Source organism: Kitasatospora sp. NPDC043950 (assembly GCF_056435345.1).
On the sequence record NZ_JBWKER010000101.1, the window covers coordinates 1 to 12,567 of the forward strand.

General features: G+C 70.1%; 13 protein-coding genes and 3 pseudogenes. 9 read left to right on the plus strand and 7 right to left on the minus strand.

Annotation, left to right across the window (positions count from 1 at the left end; translation table 11 throughout):
• Window positions 1–655: 655 nt before the first annotated feature.
• Window positions 656–1,033, minus strand: coding sequence for a hypothetical protein (locus tag AC07BF_RS36720; RefSeq protein WP_478334530.1), 378 nt, complete (start codon window positions 1,031–1,033; stop codon window positions 656–658).
• A 252-nt stretch (window positions 1,034–1,285) separates the two neighbouring features.
• Here AC07BF_RS36720 and AC07BF_RS36725 point away from each other — a divergent pair, with 252 nt between their 5' ends.
• The gene (locus tag AC07BF_RS36725; RefSeq protein ID WP_400812360.1) at window positions 1,286–1,546 is read left to right on the plus strand and encodes a hypothetical protein; all 261 of its coding nucleotides are present in this window, start codon (window positions 1,286–1,288) and stop codon (window positions 1,544–1,546) included.
• Between the two features lie 485 nt (window positions 1,547–2,031).
• Here AC07BF_RS36725 and AC07BF_RS36730 read toward each other — a convergent pair.
• A pseudogene (locus tag AC07BF_RS36730) lies at window positions 2,032–2,139 on the minus strand (alpha/beta hydrolase); the annotation flags it as partial.
• 102 nt (window positions 2,140–2,241) lie between these two features.
• On the opposite strand from AC07BF_RS36730, the pseudogene AC07BF_RS36735 reads away from it, so the two are divergent.
• Both AC07BF_RS36735 and AC07BF_RS36740 read left to right on the plus strand, forming a co-directional pair.
• Window positions 2,242–2,629 (plus strand): annotated as a pseudogene (locus tag AC07BF_RS36735) (MmyB family transcriptional regulator); the annotation flags it as partial.
• Between the two features lie 210 nt (window positions 2,630–2,839).
• The gene (locus AC07BF_RS36740) at window positions 2,840–3,466 is read left to right on the plus strand and encodes a TetR/AcrR family transcriptional regulator (protein WP_363589353.1); all 627 of its coding nucleotides are present in this window, start codon (window positions 2,840–2,842) and stop codon (window positions 3,464–3,466) included.
• A 399-nt stretch (window positions 3,467–3,865) separates the two neighbouring features.
• Here AC07BF_RS36740 and AC07BF_RS36745 read toward each other — a convergent pair whose 3' ends face one another.
• Together AC07BF_RS36745 and AC07BF_RS36750 are read right to left on the minus strand one after the other, a co-directional pair.
• Window positions 3,866–4,351, minus strand: a complete 486-nt coding sequence (locus AC07BF_RS36745) for a VOC family protein (RefSeq protein ID WP_363589351.1) — start codon at window positions 4,349–4,351, stop codon at window positions 3,866–3,868.
• A gap of 2 nt (window positions 4,352–4,353) precedes the next feature.
• Window positions 4,354–4,869, minus strand: a complete 516-nt coding sequence (locus AC07BF_RS36750) for an amidohydrolase family protein (RefSeq protein ID WP_478334531.1) — start codon at window positions 4,867–4,869, stop codon at window positions 4,354–4,356.
• Here AC07BF_RS36750 and AC07BF_RS36755 point away from each other — a divergent pair.
• Window positions 4,868–5,740, plus strand: a complete 873-nt coding sequence (locus AC07BF_RS36755) for a hypothetical protein (RefSeq protein ID WP_478334532.1) — start codon at window positions 4,868–4,870, stop codon at window positions 5,738–5,740. The genes AC07BF_RS36750 and AC07BF_RS36755 overlap by 2 nt on opposite strands.
• Here AC07BF_RS36755 and AC07BF_RS36760 read toward each other — a convergent pair.
• The gene (locus tag AC07BF_RS36760) at window positions 5,653–7,143 is read right to left on the minus strand and encodes an FAD-dependent monooxygenase (RefSeq protein ID WP_363589347.1); all 1,491 of its coding nucleotides are present in this window, start codon (window positions 7,141–7,143) and stop codon (window positions 5,653–5,655) included. The genes AC07BF_RS36755 and AC07BF_RS36760 overlap by 88 nt on opposite strands.
• 260 nt (window positions 7,144–7,403) lie before the next feature.
• Here AC07BF_RS36760 and AC07BF_RS36765 point away from each other — a divergent pair, with 260 nt between their 5' ends.
• The 5 genes from AC07BF_RS36765 to AC07BF_RS36785 all read left to right on the plus strand — a co-directional run bounded on the left by AC07BF_RS36765 (window position 7,404) and on the right by AC07BF_RS36785 (window position 11,111).
• Window positions 7,404–8,867 carry a DUF2971 domain-containing protein gene (locus AC07BF_RS36765; protein ID WP_363589345.1) on the plus strand — a complete coding sequence of 488 codons (1,464 nt, stop codon included), beginning with the start codon at window positions 7,404–7,406 and terminating at the stop codon, window positions 8,865–8,867.
• A 188-nt stretch (window positions 8,868–9,055) separates the two neighbouring features.
• Window positions 9,056–9,241, plus strand: a complete 186-nt coding sequence (locus AC07BF_RS36770) for a hypothetical protein (protein WP_363589343.1) — start codon at window positions 9,056–9,058, stop codon at window positions 9,239–9,241.
• Between the two features lie 234 nt (window positions 9,242–9,475).
• Window positions 9,476–10,306, plus strand: a complete 831-nt coding sequence (locus tag AC07BF_RS36775) for a DUF4279 domain-containing protein (RefSeq protein WP_400985810.1) — start codon at window positions 9,476–9,478, stop codon at window positions 10,304–10,306.
• 14 nt (window positions 10,307–10,320) lie between these two features.
• The gene (locus AC07BF_RS36780) at window positions 10,321–10,650 is read left to right on the plus strand and encodes a hypothetical protein (RefSeq protein ID WP_400985808.1); all 330 of its coding nucleotides are present in this window, start codon (window positions 10,321–10,323) and stop codon (window positions 10,648–10,650) included.
• Between the two features lie 65 nt (window positions 10,651–10,715).
• Window positions 10,716–11,111 (plus strand): hypothetical protein, encoded by a 396-nt coding sequence (locus tag AC07BF_RS36785; protein WP_400812372.1) that lies wholly within the window; start codon window positions 10,716–10,718, stop codon window positions 11,109–11,111.
• Between the two features lie 77 nt (window positions 11,112–11,188).
• On the opposite strand, the gene AC07BF_RS36790 is transcribed toward AC07BF_RS36785, so the two are convergent.
• Window positions 11,189–11,782 carry a DUF6262 family protein gene (locus tag AC07BF_RS36790; RefSeq protein ID WP_363589337.1) on the minus strand — a complete coding sequence of 198 codons (594 nt, stop codon included), beginning with the start codon at window positions 11,780–11,782 and terminating at the stop codon, window positions 11,189–11,191.
• Window positions 11,782–12,567 (minus strand): annotated as a pseudogene (locus tag AC07BF_RS36795) (tyrosine-type recombinase/integrase); the annotation flags it as partial. The pseudogene AC07BF_RS36795 and the gene AC07BF_RS36790, both read right to left, overlap by 1 nt.

Here is a 12,567-nt window from a genome sequence, read left to right on the forward strand (position 1 = left end):
ACTCCGGGGTGTACTTCCGCCCTGCCATATGAACCATCTTCCCGGACCATCAAGATCCGCCATCAGAGTGTCCACATCACAGGGGTCACCTCAGTCCGCGAAGCGATCCTGACCGTTCGAGAGGAGACCAGGCACCACCGTTCCAAGGTGGACGCCCGCACCCGGGAGACGATGATCCACCGCTACGTCCGCGAGACGTTCCCCGGCCAAGAGATCAAGGTTCCCAGCTACGACACGCTCACAGACGGGTCTGGCACGAGTGGTTCGGCCCCGGCCGTGGTAGGCAGCGCTACGAACGCTCCGCGTCGCTGCCCGAGAAGGACGGGCACGTGCTGGTCACCAGGCCGGGCCAGGTGGTCGCGCTGGACACGACGATCTTGCCGGTGATGGTCTGTGAGGGGGTCTTCGGCGGCCCGGTCCGCGTCCACCTGACGCTGGCTTGTGCACGGTTGGTTACTGACCGCGTATGTTGCGCCGGTGAAGCAGAGATCCGCGTGGACGGTGCACTACACCAGCCGCGATGTCGCCCGGCCCGCAGCGGTACTGCCCAGGCTTCGTGACCTGCCCGAAGACCTGACGCCTTGGCTCGACGAGGCCGGGCTGCCCGATGGGCTGCCGTTCCTGCTGTCGCCTCGATTCGAGTATGACGTGGTGCTCAACTCGTACGGCCGCGCCAGGTCGGCAGGGTGTGGATGGTCCGGCCGGACCGGTAGGTGACGTGCCGCAGATGCAGGAAGCGGTGATCCGTCTCGCGACGGCGCCGGCCTTTCTCGGCGGCGTCGTCCAGGTGCACGAGCGCTTCCCTGGCGACCCGACGCAGGTCGCCGTCCTGGTTCCCGAGCTGCCCGAGGTGGAGGTGCTCCCAGGTAGCGGTGGAGACCACGGTCCCCGTGACGAGCGCTCCGTCCAGGACCAGGGTGACGATGACGTCCTCCGCAGCGACGCCCGGGCTCTCCGCGCCGAGGCGCAGCAGTTCCAAGTGCGGATCTGTGTGGTCGTCCTGCTGGAGCATCGTCCGCAGGGCGGGCGCCACCGCTTCTCGCCACAAACCCTGTTCTCGGGTCAACCCTTGAAGGACTTCGAGCGTTGACCACTAAGCTGAGCGTGAGGGCAGGAGCTGCGGCCGCGTACCTCGTTCGGGCACTCACGGTCGTGCCTGGCCACCGGCGGCTGGCCTCTGGCCCAGACTCGTTGCTGCCAGCGCACTTCGGGGGCCGAAGAGGTCCCCCTTCGGCAGTGAGAGGTCCAGCACGTGAAGATCCGACAGGCACTTGTCCCCGTTGTCTTGAGCGCCGTCGCGCTCGGCACCGTCGCGGCCACTGACGCCGCGGCCGCCCCGTCGCCTGCCAGGGCGACCACCTGCGGCCAGGCGGTCCGCAACACCCAGGGCGACCTCCGGCAGGCCGGAGCCCCGACCAACGCCACCACCTGGCAGGGAGTGCGCAACGCCGCGCAGAACTTCCTCAACAGCCACCCTTGGAGCAGTCCCGCCACCGACGTCATCAAGATCGACGTCAACGACCTGAACCGGTTGTGCGCGAAGTAGCAGGATTCGCGCTCAGCTGGTGACAGGCTCACTCCGGGGTCTGGAACACCAGACGCGCGATGTCCCGCCGGCTCGCGCTCACGTCTACGCGGTACCTGCGCGGTGCAGCGAAGCGTGGCCCGGTCGTCCCGTCGGTAGCCGCGTGGGGTGGTGGGGCCGCCGAGCCGCTCACGGCGGCCCCAACGATGCCGCCCGCCCCAACCGTCAGGCGGCAGACCATCCGGCACAGGCAGAACGCGCCCGGCCGGAGATCGCACCTTTCCGGTCGTGGGCCGAACGCGTTCTGGAACGATCACCGGGGTCGCGGGCAGGGGGCTTCGGGCAGGAGGGCTGCCGCGTGCAGCGGGTCCCGGGCTCGGGCGGAGCCCAGGTGGCGGACGGCGCTGACCTGCCAGGTTCCCACGCTATCGGGCAGAGCAGTGCCGAGCAGGGCGGGGCGGGTGATGGCCGTGACGTCGGTGATGGTGGCCGCCGGGGCCGTCTGTCTACGCGGTCTTGGCCAGGTGAGTCTCGAAAAAGTCGGTGAGCTTCGAGACCGCGGGGCCGACGTGCTGCTCCTTGTCGTAGAGGTCGACGTGGCTGGCTCCGTCGATGTCTCCGACGTCACGCAGGCCACGTCCGCCCGGCAGCCCGCCGGGCGAAGTGCCGACCCGAAACTGCACCAACTGCTCGACGGCATGTACGACATCCCCGCCATGATCCTCGACCGCCGCATGGATGTGCTGGCCTGGAACCGGGGCGCGGCAGCCCTGCTGGCCGACTTCGCCGCACTGCCCGAGCGCAAACGCAACCTGATCCGGCCAGCCTTCCTCGACGACGCCTACCGGTCCCTGTACGCGGACTGGGCACGCGCTACCCGCGAGTGCGTCGCGGTCCTGCAGATAGAGGCCGGATGCACCCCAACGACCGGACCTTGGCCGCCTGGTCGGCGAACCCACCGCCTGGGACGTGGACTTCCGCACCTGGTGGGGACGCCACCAGGTGCGCGGGCCCAGGCAGCTCACCAAGACCTACCGCCACCCGGTCATCGGCACCGTGACCCTGGCCGTCCAGCAGTTCTCCGTCGACACGCAGCCCGACCAGCAACTCGTCGCCTATACGGCTCCTTTGAACTCGCCCTCCCAGGAGGCACTGCGCTTCCTCCTCCAGTGGTCGGCCCGCCCACCCGACCGGACGATCACACCACGGGCCGGGGCCTCAGCCGGTGATGGGTTCTCTCCGGCTCCAGCGGACCTGGTCGTGGCCCCGCTGAACCTGAAACGGGAACAGGCGTTTTCGTTTAGAGTTTGGGGTATGCCCCGACTGAGTGACGAAACCCGGGAGGAGCGGCGGCGCCACATCCTCACCAGCGCCTGGCACTGCTTCTCCCGTGACGGATTCCACGCCACGTCGATGGACGACGTGATCACCGCGACCGGCATGTCCTCCAGCGCGGTGTACCGGTACTTCCGCAGCAAGGACGACCTCATCTTGGCCGCCGCGGACGAGTCCCTGGCGCTGGTCCGCAACCTGTTCAGCGGGCTGCTGGAGCAGCGTCCCACCCCGTCGCCGGCCCAGGTCGTGGCCGCGATGGTGGCCGAGCTGCGCGACCGCGACCCGGGGCAGGGTGACGACCTGCGGCGCATCGCCATCCAGGCGTGGGGGGAGGCGCTGCGCAGGCCGGAGCTGGCGGAGCGGACCCGTTCGTTCTACCTGGACGTGCGCGGCAGTCTCGCCGAGCTGGCCCGGCGGTGGCGCGAGGAGGGGCGGCTCGGGCCGCAGGCGGACCCGGAGGCGGTGGCGTCGGTGCTGATGTCCCTGATGCCGGGGCTGCTGGTCGGGCGCTACCTGGTGGACCCGGTCTCGGTGGACCGCATGGTCGAGGGCCTGTCGGCCCTCGCTTCGGCGTTCCCCCCGGGAGAGGGTGGAGACGGGCTGTGACCAGTGCGGCGGGTCCGTCGACTCGCGGGCGTTGAAGGGAAGTTCGGGCCTCCGGGTCGGGATGGCCCCGGCGGCCGCAGTGGTCCTGCGCGGCGGGGAGGACGGTCGCCGTGGTCGGCGTCGGCCGCGGCCGCGGCGGTTCGGCGGCCCGCCCCTCCGGCCGCAGGTGCGGCCGGGGCAGTGGAGGCGCTTGCCCCGGCCGGCGGCTGGCTGGCAGCCGCGCTTGGCTCCGTCAGCCCGGATGAACGCGCCGGCGTCTTCCGGGAGTTGCCGGTCACCAACGGACCGTGCCGAAGTCGTCCGACCGTAGTTCTGAACATCCCTTTCTCCGCCCGCGGCGCGGGGAGAGCGGGGTGTGGTGCCGCGGGCGGTCGGTCTGCCGGGGGCAGGGACCGGGGTTCACGGGGCGGGCGCCGTGCCCGGTGGGACGGGTGCGAGCCAGGGCGAGTCGTACTCGACGTGCTCGGGGCCCAGACCGTGGGGCGTGTTGGTGTAGAGGCGCAGGCGTAGCCCGTCGGGGTCGGGGACGACGAGGAGCCAGCCCGCGAGGGCGATGACCGGCGGTGAGTGGGGGACGTCGAGTGCGTCGAGGTGGGCGGTCCAGCGGTCGAGGGCGGGTCGGTCGTCGACGGCGAGGGTGAGGAAGTCGTAGCCGTTCAGGGCGGCGCAGGTGGCCGGGTCGAGGCGCAGTTCGAGGCGGGTGCCCAGGCCGGGGGCGTCGAGGATGACGGCGAAGAGGGTGCCGTCGGGGCGGCGGTGGTCGAGGGCCTCGATGCGGTGGGCGCCGAGGACCGCGGTGTACCAGCGGGCGCTGCGTTCCAGGTCGGTGACGGGTAGCTTGAGGTGGTGGATGCCCGCGTGGGGCGGGGCGGTGGTGGGGTTCATGGTCAGCTCCGGATCTCTTCGGCGCCGGTGGTGACGAGGGCGGGGCGGTCGACGGGGGTGCCGCGGCGCCACAGGTGGGTGATGGCGCGCAGGGCGGTGATGTCGCGGGTGGGGTCGCCTTCGACGAGGAGCAGGTCGGCGCGCAGTCCGGGTGCGATGCGGCCCCGGTCGGTGAGGGCGAAGGCGTCGGCGGGGGCGGCGGTGGCGGCGGTCAGTGCCTGGGTGGGGGTGAGTCCGGCGGCCACCAGCAGGGCGAGTTCGCCGTGGTAGCTGATGCCGTGGGTGGTGGGGTGGCCCATCCCGCCGGTGCCGTCGGTGCCGGCCAGCAGGGGGACGCCGAGGTGGAACATGCGTAGGGCTGCGTCGGCGGCGTGGGCCGGGTCCATCCGGATCGGGCCGACGCGCTCGGCGGGGTTCGTGGTGCGGATGCGGTTGAGTTCGGTGAGCCATCGTGTCTCGGCGTAGGGGCGCAGCCGGGGGTCGTCGGCGAGTGCGTACTCGGCCGGGGTGGGGGTCATGCCGGTGAGTGCGGTCAGGGTGGGGACGACGAAGACGCCGTGTGGCGGCGGCTGCTTCGATCAGGTCGTCGCTGCAGGGGCCGTCGGCGGGGGCGTGGGCGAGGCCGTCGATGCCGCAGGCGATGGCCTGGCGGGTGGCGGTGCGGGTGAGGGTGTGGGCGACGGTGCGCAGGCCGTGTTCGTGGGCGGCGTGCACCAGGGCGGTGACGGTCTGCGGGGACATCAGGGGCATCGGGTGGCCGATGGCGGTGCCGTCCTCGATGAAGATTTTGAGGTGGTCGGCGCCTTCGGCGACCCGGGCCTCGACGAAGGCGTCGGCGTCCTGCCATCGGGCGAGGGTGGGGAAGGGCTCGAGCAGGCCGGATGCGACCAGCTGGCCGGGGTGTCCGCCGGGGGCGGTGGCTCCGGTGGTGGCGACGCGCAGGTCGGCGAGGTCGTCCCGGTCGCCTGCGGCGGCCCGCAGTCGGCGGGCTGTTGCGGGTGCGCCGCCCATGTCGAGTTCGGTGGTGATGCCGAACAGGAGGGACTGGCGGAGCTGTCCGGTGTCGGTGGCGTGGGTGTGGGCGTCGATCAGGCCGGGGAGCAGGGTGCGGCCGGTTGCGTCGATGACGTGCGCGTCCTCGGGCAGGGGCAGGGCGTTGCCGACGGCGGTGATGGACGGGCCCTGGATCAGGACGTCGCGGGCCGGGTGGAGGCGGGTGCCGTCGAAGACGGCGGCCCGGCGGATGAGGGTGGGGCGGGAGGCGGGAGTGGTCATGTCCGTGACTCCTTCGAGCGTGCGGTTCAGGCCGCGGGCTCCAGGGGCAGGTGGTCGGCCAGGTGGGCGAGGACCTCGCCGGGCGTGGCCGGCAGGCCGTGGGCGGCGAGGTAGCCGTCCGGGCGGACCAGCAGGGTGGTGTCCAGTGCGGGGATGTGCCGGACCGTCAGGAGGCCGTGCAGCGCGGACGTGTCCGGGGCGGCGGTCGGTTCGGCGGGTGCGCCGGGCAGGGCCAGGGTCCAGTGCAGGCCGTCCGGGGGGACGAGCCGTGGGCTGACCCGCGTGCCGGGGCGCGGGGTGCCGAGGTCGGGCTGGTCGGTGTAGCCGATGTCGAGCTGGGCGAGCTTGGCGGCGATCCAGTCGGTGATCCCCGGGGTGCCGGCGGCGGCGGACAGCAGGGCGTTGCGCCGCAGGCAGGCGGCCGGGTCGGTCAGGGCGGCGACCTCGGCGAAGCGGGCGGTGAAGGAGATGAGTGCGCGGGCGACGGGGTGCCGCTCCCGGTGGTAGCTGTCCAGCAGCTCCTCCGGTGCCATCGCGCTCAGGACGGCGTGCAGCTTCCAGGCCAGGTTCCCGGCGTCCTGGATGCCGGTGTTCATGCCCTGCCCGCCGGCGGGGCTGTGGGTGTGGGCGGCGTCGCCGGCCAGCAGGACGGGCCCGGCGCGAAACGACTCGGCGACCCTCTCCTGCACCCGGTACGTCGAGGCGGCGACCACCTCGGCGACCCGCGCCGCCTCCCGCGCGGGACCGCGCTCGGACAGCAGCCGCTCGACGTCCCCCGCGCACGGCGCGGCCGATCCGGGCGCGGCGGGGGCGACCAGCCGGTGCAGGCCGCCGGCGAGCGGCGAGAGCAGCAGCATGCCCGCCCCGGAGAGGAAGAACGTGGGGTCCTCGCAGGCCGCGGCCCGCGTGCCGGCCTGGAGGCGGACATCGGCGAGCGCGAACAGCTGCTCCCGCGCGTCGCCGGGGAAGGCGATGCCCGCCGCCGTGCGCACCGTACTGTGCAGGCCGTCGCAGCCGACCAGGTAGCGGGCGGACACGGCGCGCACCACCCCGTCCGGGCCGGCGACCGTCGCCATCACGCCGGGATGGTCGGGGGTGATGCCGAGCAGGCGGTGGCTGCGGTGGACGGCGCCACCCAACTCCTCCAGCCGCGCGAGCAATTGCTCTTCGGTGGTCTGCTGGGAGGCCAGCAGCATGTACGGGTGGGGGGTGTCCAGCTGGTCGAAGCAGGCCCGCAGGAGCGTCCGGTCACGGTCGTGGAGGCAGAACCCGCGCGCCTTCGTCCCGGCCCGGACGAGCGGGGCGCCGACGCCGATCCGGTCCAGGTACTCCAGGGTGCGGGGCTGGACGGCCGCCGCTCTGCTGCCGGTCCCGATCCCGGCACCCCGGTCGATCAGGACATGGGCCACACCCAGCTGACGCAGGCTCACCGCCAGCGCCAGGCCGGCGGGACCGGCCCCGACGATCAGCACAGCGGTCTGGCAGGGAAGAGGCTCGACAGGCGGTAAGGCGGTCATGACACGCTCCTCGCCGTACAGGAGGGCGGCCGCCGGAGGGCTCCCGGCAGCAGCACACAACCAGCGAAAACGAACGTTTCCGTTCATCTCGACGGTAGCAACCCATCCCTCATAGCGCAAACGGTCGTTTCGCTTTGGGATGGGATCGCCAGCTCACCCTATGCCATTATCGTCATTTCGACGATAATGGCATAGGGTGAGGACACCGGAAGGCCTGTCCCGAGGGGGGACCCGCCGGTTGAGCGACAGAAGAAGGTCGGATGTCCAGGTCACGGCAGGTGGGGACGCTCCAGGACTCCTTCGAGGCGTTCGGCGAGCACGGCGCCCGGAGGACGAAGCCGACGGAGACCGGCGATCTGTACCACTACACGAGCGCCGACGCGGCGATCACCGGGATCCTCACCACGGGGACGCTGCGCCTGGGCCCGTTCGAGTCGATGAACGACCTGTGGGAGGCAGACCCGTTCCCTCCCGTTCTCAGCGTCCACGAGGACGACCAGGCCGACGTCGATGCCGCCGGCTGGGTCTGGGAGGAGATCGACCGCAGCATCCGGCTGCACACCAAGGTCGCCTGCCTCACCCGGGACTTCGTCTTCCCTCCCTACACCCTCGACCCGAACGCGCTGCGCGGGTGGGCGCATCTGTCGCTGTGGGCCCACTACGCGGGCCGTCACAGCGGTATCTGCCTGCGGTTCGACCGCGACAGGCTCATCGCCGCCTTCGACCGCGCGGGAATCGACGACGACCTACGGTTCCACGGGCCGGTGTCCTACAACCTCATGGACAAAGCGGTCGACGCCCGGGGGTTCGACCTCGGGCAGGCCAAGGCCTTCGGGGTGGACGCCCTCGCCCGCGTCTACGCCCGGGACACGGCGGAGCAGCTCTTCTTCCGCAAGCACTACGACTGGTCGAACGAGAACGAATACCGCCTGATCCTGGTGGACCAGTCCCTCCAACACAACAGCATCGACATCCGCGGCGCGCTGACCGAGGTGGTCCTCGGCCACCGGTTCCCCGCCGGCCGTGTGGCGGCACTGCGGGAAGCCCTGCAGCGCTACCCGGACGTGGAGGTCGTGCGGCTGCTGCACCACAGCCGAACGCTGTCCCTCGTGCCCGAACTTCCGCCCCCGCCGCCGGAGGCGCCGTCGTCCATGGCCAAGGACCCCGCCACCCTGCTCGACCGGATCGCCGCCCTCGACACGGCCGAGGAGGAGGCGATGCGCCTGCGCTACGAGGCGATCGAAGACTTCTCCCACCTGATCAGCGAGATCAGTGCCGGGGCGACACGCATCGCCGCCGACCTCGACGCCTGGCCGCGGACCGAGGTGACCAGCGTCGACACCGCCACGGCCGTGCCCGACGGGCAGCGGCGCCGACGTTCTGGGGTCCCTGGAGAACGGGTCTACCTCGAACGAGGCCAGCGGATCAGCGTTCACCACGTACTCGGCACCCAGGAGACGCCCGACGAGGCCCGCGAACTCGCAGTGTCGGTCGCCTTCCAGGTCCTCGACCAGAGGCGGCTCCGCCTCCACGCGCAGATCGCCCTCTCCCGGCCGGGCGGTCCCTCCGAAGAGAGGTGGCGGTATCAGCAAGAGGCCGAAGCGACGCAGGCCAAGGCCGCCCTGGCCTCGATCCTCACCGAACTGCACAACGCCGCCCTCGCCACCCACACGGCCTTCGATGCCGCGCGGGGCCTGCCCGTCGAAACCGCGAACCAGGGCTGACAGCCGCCCCGGACGGCGGTACCCCGCTATCCGCGGAAGCCCGGGTACTGGCGCGAGAGCCCCGGCGAGTCCGCCAGTACCCGAACAGCTGAGGTACTGGCCCTCTCGGCGTCAACCTTGGACAGTTGGCGCGCCGCTGGTCAGGTGAACAGTCGTCACCCGACACCCGGGGCCGGTACAGCTTGACCATGATCACCACTGCCGCGTGGCGCCGCGCCACCACCGTCCTCGCCACGCTCGTCCTGACCGCTCTGCCGGCCGCAGGTCCCGCCTTCGCCGGCACCACCGCCCCCGCCGCCGCGGCGACAGCCACCCACCGCACGCTGCCCGAGCCCCGCCCGTCGATGTCGCGCGCGATGAACTGGCCGACCTGACCGTGGCCGAGCCTCACTCCATGGAGGGCTACAGCCGTACCAAGTTCCCTCACTGGGCCAAGCAGTACGGGGAGTGCGACACCCGCGTTATCTGCACTGCTGGTTCCGGAGACTCACGGAAAGCCAGTGGCAGTACAGCAATGTAGCTGAAGATCGCTGTCTGAGGCACGTGAGGCACAGCAGCTCCGGAGAAACCTGCTGGCCAGGTGCGCGGTGACCTGTCATGGTGTCGCCGTGTCTGACGAATCGATAGAGCTGTCGCCGATGCCGGGCACGAAGTGGTCGGCTGGATCCCTGCGGATCACGAGCTGGACTGTCCGCGCGAGTGAGATCTCGGTGCGGCTGGGCATTACCCCTGATCACGAGTACGAGCGGGGAAGCCTCTCAAGTCCACGGAACCCACTCAGCCGTCGGCGTGGGGCCGCCGTCTGGATTCTCAAGAGTGGCCTGGACAACGACCGATGTCCAGAGGATCACGTCGCCGAACTCCTCCGTCGTCTGGTCGGCAAGCACGACGAATTGGCGAGCCTGGCCGCCGACTGCAAGCTGGAGTTGTTCCTCGGCTTCGGCAGTGAGAGCGGCCAGGGCGGATGCGCTCTCCCCTCCGCGCTCCTTCGAGAGGCCGGAGACCTCGGCCTCGACATCGCGCTGGACCTGTACCCACAGGCACCCGACGACTATGCCGGTCCCGATGACGCGGCCGATGATCCTGACCGGCCCGACGCCGAGGCAGGATGGCACGGCCCCTTCTATCGAGTCCGCAACAACGACTTCGAGATCCGCTTCCTCCCGGATCCGCACGAGGATCTCGACGACGTCTGCAACACCGATGCCGAAGTCCTCCTCCCTGACGGATCACGGTGGGGCGCGACGATCCTGACCGTCGACGAAGTCGGCCGGCTGATGAATCGGTGGGACGGCACCGGAGAGGCCCTGGGTGGCAGGTACTTCTCATGCTCTGACGGCCTGATCGTCCGTTCCCCAGGCATCGCGGGAATGGTGGATGTGATCGTCGGGCTGCTGGAGGCTGGAGAACTCCAGCACACCTTCAAACGACTGGACTGATTGGCATCTGATGCATGATCTCGAACGTGAACGAACCGGAACTGGACCTCCTCTCACGACTGTGGGAGGAGCACATTCGCGCGAGGTTCCCGGCCCATCTTCGTGGTCAGGACATCGAGGGCCAAGACATGGTGCTGCTGGACGCGGACACCGCTGGCTGTGTCTCCTCGTCACTGTCGGGGCCCCTTGATGAGAAGCGCCGCAGCATCCTCCTCGGGTGCCTTGGGGCCCTTGAAAAGGTCGTTCCGTCGATCGGTGATGAGGGCGGCGCGATCGAGTACTACGAGCGCTTGCGGGAGATGGCCGCGCTGGCAGTCGAGCTCGGAAATGCCAAGGCCGGGTAGTGTCCGGCAATTCGGGGTGGGCGCCCGTGTAGCCTGCCCGCTCGTTCGATTTGGGGGGCAGCTTTGTGATCCACCTTCCAGATGGGTCCTGGTGGGACTGGGACGTTGTCAGCGGGAACGCCGGTCGGCTGCGGCTGGGCGCCGGCCACGACCTGTCGTACCACCACGGCCTGGAGCTGGTCTTCAGCGACCCGGTCTTCGTCATATGTCCCGCTTCATTCCACGATCCGACGTTCCGCGAGCCGACACCCGCGGAGGCCCGGATCGTGTCTCGGCAGGTTGGTGAAACACCTGAGGTGTTGGTCGCCTTCGAGGCCGATGCGGGAGGACCTGAACCCGCCTCCGGCTTGATCGCGGCCCGGCAGCTCGACATCGTCCAGGGAACCGTCTTCCGGTACTGGCGCGAGAATCTGGAGGCTGGGGAACGCCTTGCCCCTTGGGTGCGTCCGCCGGAAGCATGACCGCGGACTCGTAGCCGGGTGATGCTTCTGGCCAGTTATCTGGCCAGAAGCACCGGCGAGGTTGTGGGCTCCGGCGGCTATCGAGCCGAGCTTGGAACCGCTCGAATGGATCGTGTGAGGGCTCTACGGACCGCGGTGACCTCGTCTTCCAGCTCGACTGTGCGACGTTCGAGCCTTCCAGCTCGCGCGGTCTGCTCGGCAAGTTCGGAGATCAGGAGCGCGTTGTGGCTCTCCAGGTCCCGAATGCGGCGGAGAAGTTCGGTTCGCTGGACGTCGTCGATCTCAGCGCCGAGGGCGAGCCTGACCCGATCCTGGAGTCGGTCCCGTTCCGTCTTCAGGCCCTTGATCTCTTCGCGGGCGAGTGCGAGGTCGGTCTGCAGGCTGGCTTCGCTGACCCGTTGCTTCGGGAGAATGGCTGCGGCCGGAATGCCGTGCCGGGCCTGTTCCTGGACGGCAGCTTGCACCGCCTGGTGGACGTCCGGACTGTTGTAGACGAACCAGGTGGAGACGGCGGCCTTGCGGGCCACGCGCGCGACCGTAATCCGCTCGCCTGCGGCGACGAGGCCGGCGACGGCGTCGAGGCTCCGCTTGGTCTTGGCCTTGCTGTCGGCGGTCCGTGCCTGCCGCAGCCGCTCTACGCGGGCCTCGCGGGCAACGGTCGTCGGATCCATCACGGGGCCCTCCTGATGTCCAGAGTGTCACCGGGGAAGAACGCCTGAGAGGCGCGGACCTTCCGCAGCTCCTTCGACGCCGCCTCCACCGCATCCCGTTCCTGCGGTGACAGACCAGCCAAGCGCTCGTCCATCTCGGCCAAGACCTTTGCGTATGCCTCCAGTTGGTGCTCGAAGTTCGCCAGCACCCAGTCCGCGGCGCCCATGGCCGTCGCTGCCTCCCGATCTGCTCGCAGATCGGCGATGGTCTGCTCCAGTGCCGGACGGTAGGAGGGGTCGGGCTCGTAGAAGTCGCAGCCGGCGCACTGAAAGCGGATGCGGCAGTGCCCGCCGCCGGCCTTGACGTTGCTGGGCTTGGTGCATCCTCCGTTCGGCACCGCCACGGATCGCAGCTCGTAGGCGAGCGGGTCGTTGGAGCCTCTCGGGTTCCCGTGACGGTCGGCGGCGAGTACCGCCACCGTTTCGACGGCCTTGCGACGCCGCTCCTGGGAGACGGTGTAGTAGCCCATGGTGACGTCGAGTGAGCGGTGGTCCATGAGCTTGCACAGCACGTCGATGGCGGTTCCGGCATCGGCGTGCCGCTGTGCGTAGGCATGTCGCAGGCCGTAGGCGATGGTCTCCGAACGGCGGTAGGGGACCTGGTCGCCGTTGTCGTCGAGGCGGTTGTCGAGGAGTTCGGGGATGCCGTCAACTGAGGTGACCCCTGTGATGTGGACACTCTGATGGCGGATCTTGATGGTCCGGGAAGATGGTTCATATGGCAGGGCGGAAGTACACCCCGGAGT

Coding starts and splice junctions, on each gene's coding strand:
- AC07BF_RS36740 (WP_363589353.1), top strand. CDS start 2,840: ATGCCCCGACTGAGTGACGAAACCCGGGAGGAGCGGCGGCGCCACATC.
- AC07BF_RS36745 (WP_363589351.1), bottom strand. CDS start 4,351: ATGAACCCCACCACCGCCCCGCCCCACGCGGGCATCCACCACCTCAAG.
- AC07BF_RS36755 (WP_478334532.1), top strand. CDS start 4,868: ATGCCGGTGAGTGCGGTCAGGGTGGGGACGACGAAGACGCCGTGTGGC.
- AC07BF_RS36750 (WP_478334531.1), bottom strand. CDS start 4,869: ATGACCCCCACCCCGGCCGAGTACGCACTCGCCGACGACCCCCGGCTG.
- AC07BF_RS36760 (WP_363589347.1), bottom strand. CDS start 7,143: ATGACCGCCTTACCGCCTGTCGAGCCTCTTCCCTGCCAGACCGCTGTG.
- AC07BF_RS36765 (WP_363589345.1), top strand. CDS start 7,404: ATGTCCAGGTCACGGCAGGTGGGGACGCTCCAGGACTCCTTCGAGGCG.
- AC07BF_RS36770 (WP_363589343.1), top strand. CDS start 9,056: ATGATCACCACTGCCGCGTGGCGCCGCGCCACCACCGTCCTCGCCACG.
- AC07BF_RS36780 (WP_400985808.1), top strand. CDS start 10,321: ATGATCTCGAACGTGAACGAACCGGAACTGGACCTCCTCTCACGACTG.
- AC07BF_RS36790 (WP_363589337.1), bottom strand. CDS start 11,782: ATGGATCCGACGACCGTTGCCCGCGAGGCCCGCGTAGAGCGGCTGCGG.